Raw genomic sequence first — 17,114 nt, 5'->3', positions numbered from 1 at the left:
CCAAATATTTACGCTAATGTTTCAAAAAATTACTCTTTTACTTCTTTTGTTAGCTATTGTTTCTTGCAAAAATGCTGAGTCTCCTGAGAAAGACAAAATAAAGGCTGCCGATTGGCTTATTGGAAAATGGGAAAATGTTTCACCACAAGGAACCTTGACTGAAACTTGGAGTAAAGTAAACGATAGTACTTTTCAAGGAAGCTCTTATTTTATAAAAGGAAAAGACACCATCCATTTTGAATCTATCAAACTACAACAAAAAGGAGAAGTTTTAACTTATAACGCCACTGTAAAAGGGCAAAACAATGATGAAGCTGTTGCTTTTGAACTAACGAATTCAACAGAAAAAGCATTGATTTTTGAAAATCCAAAACACGATTATCCTCAAAAAATTAGCTATACAAAAGATGCTAATAACTCTTTAACTGCTGAAATTTCTGGTACTCAATTAGGAAAACCGAGTTCTGAGAAATATCATATGGTTAAAAAATAGTTCGAAACAATCTTTAAAATGTTTTTGGTAAGATGTTAAATACATCAAACTTCCACTAACGAAGAAATAGAATTTATTTAAGATTCAACTTTTAATATCAAAGCTTTATTCACAATAGAATAAAGCTTTTTTTTTGGTAATTAGCAAACACCTCCCCTCAACTACCTTTCCACCTTAGTCCCTTCCCACTCAGTACCTCAATACCTTTACTCTTCAGAACCTCAAAACATTTACCATTTTGAGCAAAAAAGCAGCTGCCTTTTTTGAACTATATTCCCTTCTAAAAATTTACAGAATACCTCTATAATTAACTAAAATAAAAATTGTTAAAATAATATTAATTTTTACATTTGCACTGTTTTTATTTATTCTAAATAAATTCAATAAAACTAAAATTAACCATTATTTACAAATCATGAAATATTTAAATCAACAAATACCACAATTTATTGTTGTTACATTTCTACTTCTATTTTTTTCAACTAATATATTTGCTCAGCAAAGTTTTGGAAGTTTAAAAGGAATTGTAACCACTTCTGACGGTCAAGCTGCATCTGATGTAAGCGTAATTTTAAAAAATACCAAATACTCAACAACCACTAACGAATATGGCGCGTTTGAATTTAATAGAGTAAAACCAAACGATTATACGCTACAAATTTCTCTAAATGGATACGAAACATTAGAACAACAGGTAAGTGTATCCGAAAAAAACACGACTGCCTTAGAACTACAATTAACTGTATCCAACAAACAATTAAAAGAGGTAATTGTAACCAGCAATAGAGGAAAAGCATTTCCAAAGCAAAGTAATTATGTTTCTAGAATGCCACTTAAAAACATCGAAAACCCACAAGTATATAATGTAGTTTCGGCAGATTTATTAAAAGAGCAAGCTATTACAAATTATGAAGATGCGATGAAAAACGTACCTGGAATTCAAAAAATATGGGAATCTACAGGTCGTGGTGGCGACGGAGGATCCTATTATTCTTTGCGTGGTTTTGAAACTCAAGCAAATATTGTAAACGGATTGCCCGGTTTATCAAACGGAAGTTTAGATCCTGCAAATATTGAAAGAATCGAGGTTATTAAAGGACCATCAGGAACTTTATTTGGAAGTAGCTTAATTAGTTACGGTGGACTTATCAATACCGTTACCAAAAAACCCTATACAGGTTTTGGTGCAGAGGTATCGTATCTTGCTGGTAGTTTTGGTCTTAATAGAGTTACAGCCGATGTAAACACTACTGTAGATGAGGCAGACGATGTTGCGATTAGAATTAATGCAGCTTATCAAACAGAAAATAGTTTTCAAGATGCTGGTTTCCGTACTTCGTTTTTTGTAGCTCCTGTCCTATCGTATAAAGTAAACGAAAAGTTATCTTTCCTTATTAATACCGAGTTCATGCAGGAAGAAAAAACAACTCCTTCGATGTTATTCTTAGGGAGAAATTCACCAGTTCAGTACGCTAATATGAGTGATTTAAATTACAACACAAAACTCTCATTTTATAGTAATGATCTAGCTATTAAAAATCCGAAATATAATTTACAAGGTCAGATGAATTATAAAATTTCAGATCAATGGACTTCACAAACAGCACTTTCAAGAGGTTCAACAAGAGCTAACGGATATTACTCGTATATCTATGATAACGAAAATGGTCAACGTGATTTTAGCATACTCATTACTAGAGAGCAATCTCAAACAATAACAACAGATTTTCAACAGAATTTCATAGGTGATTTCAAGATTGGAAACATGCGTAACCGCCTAGTAGTTGGAGTAGACTATTTTGCTAAAAATACTATTTACAATGGTTCAGGTTGGGGCTGGGTTTACAATGTTAATGCACAAGGAGACAAAAATTATATAGATCCTGCAACTGGACTTGTAGTGCCTGGTGATCCTGCCAAAGAACGTGTACTGACTCAAAGTTCAATAGATAATATACTATCTACAACTGGAGTGAAAGACAATAATATCAAGGACGCAACGTATAGTGTGTATGCTTCTGATGTCATTAATATTACACCCAAATTAATTGCAATGGCAAGTTTACGTCTGGATTATTTTGATACCGAAGGTAACATCAAAACTGATGCTGATGATTATACCCAAACTGCTCTATCTCCAAAATTTGGTTTATTGTACCAACCGATAGAAGATAAACTAGCTTTGTTTGCAAACTATATGAACGGTTTTAAAAATGTAGGACCGGTACAAACTGCTAACCCAGACGGAAGTGATCCAACAAGCAAATCTTTTAAACCAGAACATGCTAATCAAGTGGAGTTTGGGATTAAAGCCAATCTTCTGGGCGATAAACTAAACGCAACTATAAGTTATTACGATATAAAAGTAGCAGATCTTGTTACTGCCGATCCAAGCAATATTCATAATAGCTTGCAAGGTGGTGAGGCGCAAAGTAGAGGTTTTGAATTTGATTTGAATGCCAATCCAATTAAAGGCTTAAACATTATTGCTGGTTACAGTTACAATGACAGTAAGATTGTAAAAGGTGATGAATCTAATGTTTGGTTAGAAACAGGAAAAAGACCAATCTGGTCAGGACCTGAGAATTTAATCAATCTTTGGGCTACTTACAAATTCGATTATGGTAGTCTTGAAGGTTTCGGTTTAGGATTTGGTGGAAATTATGCTAGCGATAATATTACATTAGACAGTAAAGTAACTGGGAAATTTGTGATTCCATCATATACTGTAATAAATGGTTCTGTTTTTTATGGCGGAAATAAGTTTAGAGTAGCTTTAAACATCAACAATATTGCAAACAAAGAATATTTTAATGGTGGATGGTCTACAATAAATCCTCAGAAACCAAGAAATGTTGTGGCTAGTTTTACTTATAAATTCTAGTAAAGAAACTTAAAAGTAATCTAATAGATCATTACTTTTCACCTTGAATTTCCTCAATTGTCTTAGGGAATTTTCAAGAGCTTAATAGTAAAAGCTTTGTAATTATCTCTAATAATTACAAAGCTTTTTTTACAATATAATCACAGGTACTTCATTCAACATTCACCTAGATATTTTTCTTCTTCATTAATAATGGTAAACAAATACAAAAGTAGCTCCACCACTATTGATTCTAAAAAGTTTTTTGTTTGTAGCACTACTTGTGAGAAGAAAAAAAATTACACATTATTGATAATTAGTCTAAATAAGTATTGTTATACGGATATTAAATTTTAAATTTGTCGCAAAATTCAAAAAACAGATTTAAACATAAAATCAAATTTTTACATTAAAATTTATGGAATACCTGAATCAACAAATTAAAAAAGTAGCTTTAATTCTAAGTCTATTCATACTTACAATAACTACAGTTTCGGCACAAGGTGGTACTATAAAAGGTAAAGTATTAACAAATGACAACAAAGCAGCCGAAGGGGTCTCTATCTCTATAAAAGGAATAAACAAAACAACTATAGCAGATAATGATGGTGAATTTGAAATAAAAAAAGCACCAGTCGGGAAACAAACATTAATTGTAACTCTGGTAGGATATAATGACGCTTATCAAGAAGTTACAGTTGTAAACGGAGAAACTGCCACAGTAAATATTCAACTTACTTTATCAAATACAGAACTAAATCAAGTCGTAGTTTTAAGTAATAAAAGTGCATTTAAAACCAACAGAATTTCATCATCACTTCGTTTGCAATCCCCAATTATCGAAATCCCACAAAACATACAGGTAATTACAGGGAAATTAATGCAGGATCAGCAGATTTTTGACATGCTTGAAGGTGTAACTCGTAATGTCAGCGGAGCTACAAGAGTTGAACATTGGGATAATTATGCTAATATTACCATGAGAGGAAGTCAAGTTGCAGCTTTTAGAAATGGAATGAACGTAAGTACCACATGGGGACCATTAACGGAAGACATGAGTATGGTAGAACGTATCGAATTTGTAAAAGGTCCAGCTGGATTTATGTTGGCTAACGGAAATCCTAGCGGATTTTACAATGTCGTAACTAAAAAACCAAGCGGAAGAAACAAAGCAGAAGCTAGTTTATCTTATGGAAGTTTTGATATGTACAGAGGTTCATTAGACTTAGATGGAAAATTAACTAAAGACGGAAAACTTTTGTATCGTTTTAACGTTATGGGAGAAAAGAGAAAAAGCTATCGTGATTTTGATTTTAGTGATCGTTATTCTTTTGCACCAGTATTAAAATATTTACCGACTGATAAAACAGCTATAACAGTTGAATATACACAACAATTTGCAAAGGTTAATGCTATTGGTAGTAATTATCTTTTTATGAAAAATAATTACCAAGAGTTACCTAGAAGCTCTACTACATCAGAACCAAATTTAGACCCAACAAACATGCTTGAAAGAAGTCTTTTAAGTATTGTTGAGCATAAGTTTAATGATAAATGGAAATTTACAGCCCAAGGCTCTTACTTAAACTACAAGCAAGAAGGAATGTCACTATGGCCTTCTGGTTTTGCTACAGATAGCGATGCTATTCTTAAAAGAGCTGCAGGAATTTGGGATATTTTAGGAAAAATATATGTAGGTCAAGCTTATGTAAATGGTGAGATTCAAACTGGATCTGTTTCTCATAAAATATTAGCAGGTATAGATATGAGTGATAAAACTTATTACCATGACTTCGGACAATCTGCTGTTTTACCTGATTTAGATATTTACAATCCTGTACATGGAACTCTTGCTGAATCCCCAAAATTTGACAGAAGTAAAGATATTAAAGACCGAGGTGTAAAATATCAGAATAACTATAAAGGATTTTATATTCAAGATGAAGTTGGATTTTTTGATAATGCGCTTCGTTTAACATTAGCAGGAAGATATACCATCTTAAAAGCAGGTGATCATTATTCTGGAAGCACTACTAACAAAAAAGTCACTCCACGTATTGGATTGAGCTATTCATTAGACAAAAACAATGCATTCTATTTTGTACGCGATCAATCTTTTACAGAAAATTATGGTTCTAACTGGCAAGGCAAAAGTTTTGATCCCCAAACTGGAACAAACATAGAATTAGGATACAAAAGAGATTGGTTTAACGGAAAATGGAATTCTGTTATTACAGCATACCAAATTACAATGAATAATGTACTTACATTTGATTCTGAGCATTCTACTGTTTTTGATCCAAGTAAGCCAGATGTACCTGCTATGCAATACAGTAAAGAAAGTGGCCAGCAAAAGGTAAAAGGTGTTGAAGTTGACGTTAGAGGTGAAATTCTTAAAAACTTTGATATCATCTTAAATTATGCCTTTACTGAAGGAAAAACAACAAAAGATGACAATGCTGATATGATTGGAACTCAGATTCCAGGAAGCACAAGACATATACAGAATACTTGGTTAAACTATAAATTTGATAATGGTTTATTGAATGGATTTGGAGCCTCTCTAGGATACCAATACCAAGTAAAAAGAGCTCCTTGGTTCATTTCTGATGGTAATACTGGTACATTACCAGATTATTTCCGCGTAGATGGTGGCTTGTCTTACCAAAGAAAAAAAGTGTCAGTAAATCTTATCATTAATAACATCTTCAACAAATACTTATACTCTGGAGGTTATTACAGTAATACTAAAATGTATTATCTACAAGCAGAAGCTGGAACAAATGCTAGAGTAACTGTTACCTATAAATTTTAAACATTTAACCCCCTAATAATAATTAACTAAAATACTTTCGCTATGAAATTAACACCCTTAAAAACGCTTTTAGTATTACTAACTGTATTACTTAGTCCACAATTGTTTGCACATGCCCTTTGGATAGAAACTAAAGCAACTGGTACAAAAGGAAAACCACAAGAAATCTCAATATACTTTGGAGAATTTTCTGATAACGACATTACTCCAGCTGCCAAATGGTTTTCGGATTTAAAAGACTTTTCATTAGTATTGATAAGCCCTTCTAAAAAAGAAATCAAATTAACTCCAACCGCTTTAGACAAAAAATACCAAGCCTTTTTTACTCCAGACGAAGATGGAGTATACACTGTAGTTATGCAACATACAGTAAAAGATGTATATGGTACAATGAAATTAGATTATAATTCAAGTGCAAATGTTGTTGTAGGTAACAAAACAGCAGGTAATAATGCTACTGCAAACAAAAACACAATTGGTTTATTCTCTGAAAATGCTGATATAGCAAAGAAAAACACAAAAATAACAGGTATTGCTTCTTATGAAGGCGCAACTGCTAAAAAACAAAAAATTAAAGTTATCGCTCCAAATGGTTGGGAAAAAGAGCTATATACTGATGAAAAAGGACAATTTGAATTTACACCAATTTGGTCTGGACAATATATGGTTGAGTTTGCACACACAGAAAAAAATGCTGGCGAACATAACGGTAAAAGTTATAATGAAATATGGAAAATGGCAACGTACTCTATAGAAGTAAAATAAACTGAATTCGTACAAAACATTTTATATGTTTTTATAAAAAGAAGGAACCTTGTTTGTATTAACAAAGGTTTCCTTCTTTTTTTTTATGCTTTAAACCAAATTGTAAAATTTTGTTAAAAATTAATTGTATTTATTCTAAATAAGTTTTGATAATACAACCATAGACACTACTTTTGCGCCGTTATTTTTTTTTATTCCAAATAAACAAATATGAAATATATATTATTACCTACATTAGGTTTATTATTCGGTCTGTCAGGTTTTGCCCAAGGGAGAACAAATACAGCTGATAATCATGATACTGCGACAGCAATTACAGATACTGTAAAAAACAAAAAGGGTGAAGTCCTTAATGAAGTTATTATTACAACTAATAGAGAGCCTAAACCTGTTACTGCTGTGCGTTCTGGTTTAAAGCCAATGGACAATCCACAAAATATACAAATAATAGGTAGTGATGTAATCGAGCAACAACAAGCAATACGATTAAGCGAAGTAATCAAAAACGCGAATGGTATTTATGTAGGTTCTGCTCGTGGTGGTGCTCAAGAATCTTTCTTCTCGAGAGGTTATGATATGTCAACCAACAATATGTTCAAAAATGGTTTTCGCTATAATGCTGGTTCTATTCCTGATGTTTCTGGTTTAGAAAAAGTTGAATTTCTTAAAGGTGGTTCGGCTTTATTATTCGGAAATGTAGCTCCAGGGGGTATACTAAATCTGGTAACAAAAACTCCTTCATTTAAAAAAGGAGGAGAAATCTCTATGCAAATGGGAAGCTATTCTTTCTACAAACCTTCATTTGATTTTTATGGTCCTCTTAGCAAGTCTATTGCTTTTAGAATTAATGGATCTTACGAAAACTCAGAAAGTTTTAGAGATAATGTAAAAAATGAGCGTCTATATGTAAATCCTTCGTTGCTTTTTGTAATCAATTCTAAAACACAAATTACATTACAAGGAGATTACCTAACAGCAGATTGGACTCCCGATTTTGGAACAGGAATTATAGGAAAACAGATTCTTGACTTACCTCGTAATAGTTTTTACGGATCTCTTTGGTCAAATGGTAATACAAAATCAGCTAGTGCTTCGGCATTATTAAATCATGATTTCAATAAAAATTGGAAACTTAATTTCAATGCTTCGTTTCAAACTTACGACAGAACTCAAAAATCAACAGCTCAATTATCTAATTTAGATGATATTAAAATATATCCAACTCCAGGGTACTGGAATAGAGGATTAACTCAAGGAAAAAACTTAGAACAAGTTCTTGGGGATCAGTTAAGCATACAAGGAAACTTTAATACTGGATCTGTAAAACACCAAATATTTGCAGGTGCTGATTGGGAAAATTCATTTGCAACAGCCTATACTTATGCCTTCAGTGAAAAAGCTGTTATGATAAATGGTAAATACGATCCAAGTCTTTATGATAGAATTAATCTTTTTGACTTTGATCCTTCGACACAAAGAAATGATATTCCAGGCGCAAGAGCTACTCAAATTGCAAAAACTGATACAAATCGTTTTGGTGTCTATTTTCAAGATTTAATTTCAATTACAGATAAATTTAAAGTATTAGCAGGTATTCGTTGGTCTTGGCAAGAAGCAGAAGTTACTACTTATAAAGAAACTCTTGTTACTGGAAATCAAACAGTAGCTCCTGAGAACGCAATACCTACTGTTGGTGATAAAAAACTAGACAATGCTTTTTCTCCAAAAGTGGGATTAATATACCAACCAACAAAAGAAATCACTTTATTTGGTAGCTACTCTACTTCATTTACACCAAATACAGGAACAACTATTGATTTGAAACCATTAGAAGCTTCAATTATTGACCAATATGAAGTGGGAATTAAAACAGATTTCCTTCAAGGTTTATTAAGTACAAATGTTACTGTATATCAAATTACAAATAACAACTTAGCTCAAACTGCTGAATTTAATCTTGATGGAACATTAAACAGTAACTCAAATTTAAAAGCGTTAAGTGGAGAAACTAAAAGTAAAGGTATAGAGATTGACATTACGGCAAAACCAGTTGAAGGATTAAATATAGTCGCAGGATATAGCTATAATGACATGCGTTATACTAAAACAACAGGAAAAACAGGAAGCTTTATCGAAGGAGATCGTTTAGCAAGAACCCCAGCAAACACTGCTAATTTAAGTTTTTTCTATAAATTACCTACAGGAGCATTAAAAGGAATAACATTTGGTGCTATCGGAAATTATATTGGAAAAAGAACTGGTGGATGGAACAGTCAATATGACCCTACTAAACCTAATGGAATTAATGACAGAGAAATTCCATTAGAAGGATATACTACAATTGATGTATCAGCAGGTTACGAATGGAACAAATTCTCAATCTTATGTAAATTATCAAACATTACTAATGAGCTAAACTATACTGTTCATGAGAACTATAGTGTGAATCCAATTGCACCTCGCCAAGTAATGACAAGCTTAAGATATAAATTCTAAGAAGCAGTTATAGTTTCTATAAATAAAAACCTCGTTTAGCAATAAACGAGGTTTTCTGTTTCTAAAAAAACACTCTAATTTATTAGTACTTTTGCAAACTCAATAATTCCAAAAATAAAAATCTAAATATGTCAGATTCCAAAAAAAACCAATTAAAAAAAAGCCTCGGACTGAGCTTTAATATCGCCGTATTAATTGGTGGAACAATAGGAGTTGGAATCTTACGAACCCCCGGTACAATTGCCAGCATGCTAGACAATTATTGGCTCATTATTGCTTCATGGCTATTTGGTGGATTATTTATCTTAATAGGTGCTAATTCGTATGCCGAACTAGCCACTATGCTTCCTAAAGCTGGTGGATCTTATAATTACATCAAAAGAGCTTTTGGAAATTATGCAGGCTTTTTATCAGGCTGGTTTGATTATATTACTAATGTAATTCCACCTGCATTTTATTGCATCGTTATTAGCGAGTATCTTACTATCTTGTTTCCAAGCCTAAAAAGTTATTCAACCGAAATGGCCATAGCGTTATTGGTTACATTTGTGTTACTGCATTTAAGTGGGGTCAAAAATGGTAGTGTTATTCAACAAATCACCAGTTTCATCAAAGTTATTTGCTTTGTAGCCTTGGTTATTGCGTGTTTTATGTACTCTGGAGTAAAGTTAGCACCAATTAAAAAAGAGGGCTCTTTCTTTGAAATTGGACTTCTATTTGGATTTTTTAAATCCCTCCAACTTATTATCGGAACCTATAATGGCTGGAATGGTGTTTGCTTTTTTGCAGAAGAAAATGACAATCCAAGCAAAAACATTCCACGTTCTTTATACAGTGGTGCGCTACTCGTAATTGCTATTTATGTTTTACTAAACATTGCTTTTTTCTATGTTTTACCAATCGAAACTATAGCAAAATCTAATCTGGCTGCTGCCGATGTTGCCAACATTATATTTGGGAAAAATGGTGCCATTATAGTTACTGTAATTTCTATTTTTTCTTTAATTAGTATCCTGAATGCATTCATGATGATCCCGCCAAGAATTTTATATGGATTAAGTCGTGATGGCTTTTTTATTGAAAAAGGAACAATTGTAAATAAAGGAGGAACTCCGATTGTAGCTCTTTTAGTTTCCTCTTTATTTAGCTTGTTTTTAGTTTGTATCGGTTCGTTTGAAGTATTGTTTTCCTTTGCTGCCTTTACCTCTATTATTGTTTGGGCATTGGCTTATTTTTCGCTTATAAAACTACGAATCTCAGAACCTGATTTACCAAGACCTTATCGCTCATTTTGGTATCCTTGGACAACCATATTAGCCATTTTAGTTTCATTAGCACTACTAATCGGATTCGTATACAGTGATCCTAAAAGCTTTATAATCATAGTTGGTATCACACTGATTTCTTATCCCCTATTTCGATTCTTAACCCGAAAGAAGTAGAATGTGAGAGCGAAACTGTAAAATGAGAAATGTGATATATAAAATGCAGGATGTAGAAATGTGAGATGTGGAAACATCTATATTAAAATAAAAAACCCGACAGATATTAAAATCTGTCGGGTTTGTTTTTATATATAAAACCAGTTCTTATTTCAAACCAGCTAAACTTTGCTCAATTGTAGTAATTTTTGCTAAAGCATCAGCTTCTTTTTGCTTTTCGTTAGCCAAAACTTTCTCTGGTGCTCCAGCGACAAATTTCTCATTTGCCAATTTAGACTGAACCGATTTCAAGAAACCTTGTGTGTAAACCAACTCGGCTGTTAATTTTGTAATTTCAGCTTCAACATCAATATTTCCTCCACTAATCGGAATAAAATATTCGTTTGATTTTACACGGAAAGATAATGCTCCGTCTACTTTATCTGAAACATATTCGAAAGCTGAAATGTTTCCTAATTTTGTAATTACAGAATCAAAATAAGTAGAGAATTTTTCGCTGTTAATCGCTTTCAATTCAATACTGTCTTTCATTGCAATATTTTTCTCTTTTCGAATCGTTCTGATTCCTGAAATTACTTCAATTGAATTTTCAAAATCAGCAATTAATTTAGCATCAAAAGGTTTTAATTCTGGCCAAGTCGAAACGATTAAAGCTTCTTCAGCAGTTCTTTCAGCAAGTATGTGCCAAATTTCTTCAGTCAGGAATGGCATAAACGGATGAAGTAATTTTAGGTTATCTTCTAAAACTTCAATCGCACTATCAAAAGTCTTTTTATCAATTGGTTGTTGGTAAGCTGGTTTGATCATTTCTAAGAACAAAGAACAGAAATCATCCCAAACCAATTTGTAAATAGCCATTAATGAATCTGAAATTCTGTATTTATCAAAATTATCTTCAATATCAACCAATGTTTGTTGAAACTTAGCTTCAAACCATTCTACGGCAACTTTTGATGATTCTGGTTGTGGAATAGTATCTGAAACTTCCCATCCTTTTATCAATTTCAAGGCATTCCAAATCTTGTTAGAGAATGCTTTTCCTTGATTACATAATTCTTCATCAAACATAATGTCGTTTCCTGCAGAAGCACTTAAAAGTAATCCAACACGAACACCATCCGCACCAAAAGCATCGATTAAATCTAAAGGATCAGGAGAGTTTCCTAATGATTTAGACATTTTGCGACGTTGCTTATCACGTACTAAACCAGTTAAATACACATTTGTAAATGGCTTTTCACCAGCATATTCGTAACCCGCAATAATCATTCTCGCTACCCAGAAAAACAAAATATCCGGACCTGTAACCAAATCATTTGTTGGGTAATAATATTTAAAATCTTCGCTTTCTGGATCCATAACTCCTCCAAAAACTGACATTGGCCAAAGCCATGCTGAGAACCAAGTATCTAAAGCATCAACATCTTGTCTTAAATCAGATGTTTTAAGTGAAACGTTAGATGTTTTCTCTTGTGCTAGTTTTAATGCATCTTCAATAGATTCTGCAACTACAAAATCTTCTTTCCCATCACCATAATAGAACGCAGGAATTCTGTGTCCCCACCATAATTGACGTGAAATATTCCAATCACGAATATTGTTTAACCAATGTGCGTAAGTATTTTCAAAACGTTTTGGGTGTAATTTAATATCGCCATCAACCAAAACAGATTGAATTGCAGGTTTTACTAAATCTTCCATTTTCAAGAACCACTGATCCGATAATCTTGGTTCGATTACTGCTTTTGTTCTTTCAGAAGTTCCAACCTTATTTAAATGGATTTCAGTTTTTGCCAAAGCTCCAATTTCTTCTAGTTCTTTAGCAATCTCTGTACGAACTACAAAACGGTCTTTTCCTTGATAATGCAATCCAAAACTATTAAGAGTAGCATCTTCATTAAAGATATCAACGATTTCAAGATTATGCTTCTCTCCTAATGTTTTATCGTTCATGTCGTGGGCAGGAGTAACTTTAAGACATCCTGTTCCGAACTCAACATCTACATATTCATCTTCAATAATAGGAATCACTCTTCCACAAATTGGAACAATGGCACTTTTACCTTTTAAATGAGTAAAACGCTCATCATTTGGATTGATACAAATAGCAGTATCACCAAAAATAGTTTCTGGACGTGTTGTAGCAATGGTCAAGAAATCTTCTGAACCTTCAATTTTATATTTTAAGAAAAATAATTTTCCTTGTTGCTCTTCGTAAATAACTTCTTCGTCAGATAAAGTTGTTTTAGCTTCTGGATCCCAGTTTACCATTCTATACCCACGGTAAATTAATCCTTTGTTATACAAATCAACAAACGAACGAATTACTGAAGCCGACATATCTGGATCCATCGTAAATTTAGTACGTTCCCAATCGCAAGAAGCACCTAATTTTTTTAACTGATCCAAGATTACGCCACCATACTTATCTGTCCATTCCCAAGCATGAGCTAAAAATTCTTCACGTGTTAAATCATTTTTATTGATTCCTTCTGCTTTTAATTTAGCAACAACCTTAGCTTCTGTAGCTATCGATGCGTGATCCGTTCCTGGAACCCAACAAGCGTTAAAGCCTTTTAGACGTGCTCTTCTTATCAATACATCTTGAATTGTATTGTTTAGCATATGTCCCATGTGTAAGACTCCAGTAACATTAGGAGGAGGAATTACAATTGTATAAGGCGTTCTATGATCTGGCTCCGAATGAAAGTAATTATTTTTCATCCAGTAGTCATACCATTTATTTTCGATTGTTTTAGCGTCAAATTGTGCTGGAATTGTCATTTTATCTTGGATATATTTAATCGTTAATTTGTTTAATCATTAATTTGCCTTCCTCTTTTTTTAAATGTCTTCTTATCAATTAAATAAACGTTTAAATAGTAAAACAAATGAACTTTTACACTTTGGTTTGATTTTTGTATTTATTAATAGATGACAAAAGTAAATAATTAAGTACACTATAAAAAGCGAATTAATAATTTGTGTATTAATTAAAAGAAAGTATATTTACTTAATAACTTAAAACAATTTCAAATGAAAAAAGTAGCCTCATTAATAGCAATCCTAATGGTTACAACCATCGGTCTTGCTCAAAACGGCCCAAAAATTGATTTTGCTGCCAAGGATAATACTATTGATTATGGTACAGTAAGTAAAGGTGACAACGGCGCTAAAGCCTTCGAATTCACTAACACTGGAGATTCCCCACTTATGATCACATCAGTACAATCTACAGCAGGTATTAGTATTGTATCCAAACCAAGTGCAGCAATTATGCCTGGAAAATCAGGAAAAATTGAAGTAAAATTTAATATGGCTCCAGGGCCTATAAGAAAAACAATTACTGTTGAGACTAATGCTGTAAATTACCCAGAGGGTCGTGTCGCTCTAAAAATTAGAGGAGAAGTATCTAATTAACATTCAAATTAAATTCCCATAAATACAAATCGCTTCCTAAAATTTAGGAAGCGATTTTTTTATTGATTTACTTTTGTTTTTATTTATCAACGCAGTCAGTAGTTTCAAATTTATACTTTACACGATCAAAATCTATAGGTTTCCCTTTAGTAAAAGAAGTTCTACCCAAATATGTTTCCATAGATCCATTACCTAAAATAAGTTGTTTTTCTCGTTTTAAAAATGCCATAGGGTTTTTGAACGTTTTATTTTTATTTGTTCCTTCAATAAAGGTATAATCTACAAATAAAGTATCTCCTTTAAACTCACCGATGATTCCACCATGTTTCTGCGGTGCACCATCAACTTTCATCACCAAGTCCCCACTTATTTTTCCGTTTTTTAAAGTATTCAATTTCAAATCAACAGTATCTTTTTCATAAACAGCTTTGTAACATTGAAAACTTACAACACTTTCAGCTTCCAGCTTGGCAGCATCAGCTTCTTTCTGAGCTTCATTTTTTTTACAGCTTTGAAGTCCAATACAAGACACAAGCATAAAAGACAGGACAAGATTCTTCATAATTAAATATTTTAAATTCATATATATCTTATAAAATTAAATAAAAAAGAAACCAAAAGAAAGGCTTCTAAATAAAATCTTCATTTATTTAAAAGCCTTTTTGATTCCGTAACAGTGTAAATATTTATAAATCCTTAATTACAAATTCACTACGTCTATTTAATTCGTGCTGCTCTTCGTTACAAGCATCATCTGTTTTACATTTTACAATCGGCACCGACTCTCCGTATCCTTTGGCAATAATTCTCTTTTTATCTATTCCGGAATCTATCAGGTACTGTCTAGTCGATTGGGCTCTTTTTTGAGATAAATTAGCATTGTACTTATCATTACCTCTGGAATCTGTATGCGAACCAATCTCCACTACCATATCTGGGTACTTCTTCATCAATTCATAAACTCTGTTCAAAATAATTTTAGATTCCTTTCTTATATACCACAAATCGTAATCAAAATAAATAGGATCAGTCTTGATAATTAATCGGTCTTTATCTCTTACTACATCTTTTTCTTGCGCAATAATCTTTTCTATTTTTTCCTTTTGCTCTACAGCAGCCTTCTCAGCTTTTTCTTTTTTCTTAATTTCAACCTGCGCAATTTCATTTGCTTTAGCTTTGGCTTCATTGGCTTTTAAAGCTATTAACTCTAATGCTTCTTTTTGTTTTTTCTCTTCAGCTAACTGCTTTTCTTCCTGCTTTACAACATCAAGAGATTTAAGCGCCATCGAAGCATCATTACTTTTACCTCTGGTTTTATCAAGAACTAATGTTCTGGAATTATTAGTATAATTTTCTTTAGATGCCGAAATAGTATAGGTTAACTCGCAGGCTACTTTAAAATTAAATTTACCATCACCAGCAGTTACAATCGTACGCAATTGCTTGCTTTCTTCCTGTTGAAGTAAAACCACAGCATTTTCTAACGGCAATTTCGTATCAATATCTGTAATTACCCCAGTTATAAGCTGCTTACAATCTTCAATTAGTAGTGGTTTGGTTTCATTTAGTTGATAGATATCGTCACTTCCTTTGCCTCCTGTTCTATTCGATGCAAAATATCCCTCTTTGGTATCTGAATCTATGTTGAATGAGAAATCATCTAAATTTGAATTCAATGGTAAACCAACATTTTGAGGTTTACTATATGATCCCTCTTTAATTTCGGACACAAAAACATCTAATGACCCATATCCTAAATGCCCATCGGATGAAAAATAAAGTTTGTTGTCTTTTGAAACAAATGGAAATTGCTCCCTTTTATCTGTATTTATTAATGCCCCTAAATTCTGAGGATTTCCATACGCACCTTCGTTTATAGCTACTGAAAATATATCGAATGAACCTAGTGTTCCCGGCATATCCGAAGCAAAATACAATGTTTTCTCATCCGAGCTCAATGCAGGGTGTTCTACAGAATAATTATCACTATTAAACGGAAGCGATATTACATTTTTCCATTTTCCCTTTATGAGTTCAGCTTTAAAAATTTGAAGGTTCGAAATTTTATCGTCATTTTTCCCTCTCCGCCCATTTTTGTAATTATTTCGTGTAAAATAGATAGTCTTCCCATCTTTTGTAAAAATAGCATTTGATTCATGCATTCCTGTTTTTAATTCTTTTGCAAAATAATAGGCAATCGAATCTCCTGCATTTATCCTATTTATTGATGCTGAAACTAAATTAAGATAGGTTTCATTATCCCATTTATACATTTTATCAAATAATCCTGGTCTCTTTTTTACTGCTGCAAAAACTAAACTATCTCCATATTTTACTGCACCAAACTCAGAGTTTTTAGTATTTATCGCTAGATTTTTAATGGTATATCTATCTCCAATTGCTGAAACATTCTCGAGCTCTTTTGTAGCATTTTCAAAATCTAAATAATCCTGACTGTTTTTAGAGTAATACTGTTTTAAAACCTCACTTGCCTCATCATAACTATTGGTTGCTTTAAGTGTATGCGCATATTTAAAATAATAATTTCTATCTAAATCTTTATCATAACTCTTAATCAAGAGTCTATAATATTGTTGTGCTTTCTTTAAATCATTAGTATAATAATACGAATCGGCTAAGTTTTTAATGGCTTCCGCCGAAGGCTTTTCTGAGACTATCTTTTCATATAATGGAATAGCTTCACTGTAATATGTTTTATCAAAAAAACGCTTTGCCCTAGCTATATCTTGATCTTGAGCGTTTATAAACTGTATTGAAAATACGAATATAATAACTAGTAATTTTTTCATATTTTTCATT

10 protein-coding genes are annotated in these 17,114 nt (G+C 32.4%); 7 read left to right on the top strand and 3 right to left on the bottom strand.

Annotation, left to right across the window (positions count from 1 at the left end; translation table 11 throughout):
* The first annotated feature begins 16 nt into the window (after window positions 1–16).
* From LNQ49_RS19065 to LNQ49_RS19040, 6 genes are all read left to right on the top strand, one after another.
* Window positions 17–493: a DUF6265 family protein gene (locus LNQ49_RS19065; RefSeq protein ID WP_229990596.1), complete on the top strand. Its 477-nt coding sequence runs from the start codon at window positions 17–19 to the stop codon at window positions 491–493.
* 415 nt (window positions 494–908) lie between these two features.
* On the top strand, window positions 909–3,377 hold the full coding sequence (locus tag LNQ49_RS19060) for a TonB-dependent receptor (RefSeq protein ID WP_229990595.1): 2,469 nt from the start codon (window positions 909–911) through the stop codon (window positions 3,375–3,377).
* Between the two features lie 397 nt (window positions 3,378–3,774).
* Window positions 3,775–6,171 carry a TonB-dependent receptor gene (locus LNQ49_RS19055; RefSeq protein ID WP_229990594.1) on the top strand — a complete coding sequence of 799 codons (2,397 nt, stop codon included), beginning with the start codon at window positions 3,775–3,777 and terminating at the stop codon, window positions 6,169–6,171.
* A gap of 42 nt (window positions 6,172–6,213) precedes the next feature.
* Window positions 6,214–6,936: a DUF4198 domain-containing protein gene (locus LNQ49_RS19050; RefSeq protein ID WP_229990593.1), complete on the top strand. Its 723-nt coding sequence runs from the start codon at window positions 6,214–6,216 to the stop codon at window positions 6,934–6,936.
* 210 nt (window positions 6,937–7,146) lie between these two features.
* Window positions 7,147–9,432, top strand: a complete 2,286-nt coding sequence (locus LNQ49_RS19045) for a TonB-dependent siderophore receptor (RefSeq protein WP_229990592.1) — start codon at window positions 7,147–7,149, stop codon at window positions 9,430–9,432.
* A gap of 128 nt (window positions 9,433–9,560) precedes the next feature.
* Complete coding sequence (locus LNQ49_RS19040; RefSeq protein WP_229990591.1) at window positions 9,561–10,874, top strand: APC family permease; 1,314 nt, start codon at window positions 9,561–9,563, stop codon at window positions 10,872–10,874.
* Window positions 10,875–11,021: 147 nt separating this feature from the next.
* Here LNQ49_RS19040 and LNQ49_RS19035 read toward each other — a convergent pair whose 3' ends face one another.
* Window positions 11,022–13,658, bottom strand: coding sequence for a valine--tRNA ligase (locus tag LNQ49_RS19035; RefSeq protein ID WP_229990590.1), 2,637 nt, complete (start codon window positions 13,656–13,658; stop codon window positions 11,022–11,024).
* Between the two features lie 252 nt (window positions 13,659–13,910).
* Between LNQ49_RS19035 and LNQ49_RS19030 the strand changes: the two genes are divergently transcribed.
* A complete protein-coding gene (locus LNQ49_RS19030) occupies window positions 13,911–14,294 on the top strand; it encodes a DUF1573 domain-containing protein (protein ID WP_229990589.1) in 384 nt (127 codons plus the stop codon).
* A gap of 79 nt (window positions 14,295–14,373) precedes the next feature.
* Here the strand turns inward: LNQ49_RS19030 and LNQ49_RS19025 are convergent, their stop codons facing one another.
* Complete coding sequence (locus LNQ49_RS19025) at window positions 14,374–14,856, bottom strand: hypothetical protein (RefSeq protein WP_229990588.1); 483 nt, start codon at window positions 14,854–14,856, stop codon at window positions 14,374–14,376.
* A gap of 124 nt (window positions 14,857–14,980) precedes the next feature.
* Window positions 14,981–17,104, bottom strand: coding sequence for an OmpA family protein (locus LNQ49_RS19020; protein ID WP_229990587.1), 2,124 nt, complete (start codon window positions 17,102–17,104; stop codon window positions 14,981–14,983).
* Between the last annotated feature and the right edge of the window lie 10 nt (window positions 17,105–17,114).

The sequence above is a fragment of the Flavobacterium pisciphilum genome (assembly GCF_020905345.1).
Taxonomy (GTDB): Bacteria; Bacteroidota; Bacteroidia; order Flavobacteriales; family Flavobacteriaceae; genus Flavobacterium; species Flavobacterium pisciphilum.
Note: the sequence above shows the minus strand (reverse complement) of the source record. Positions and strands in the feature narration are given on the sequence as shown.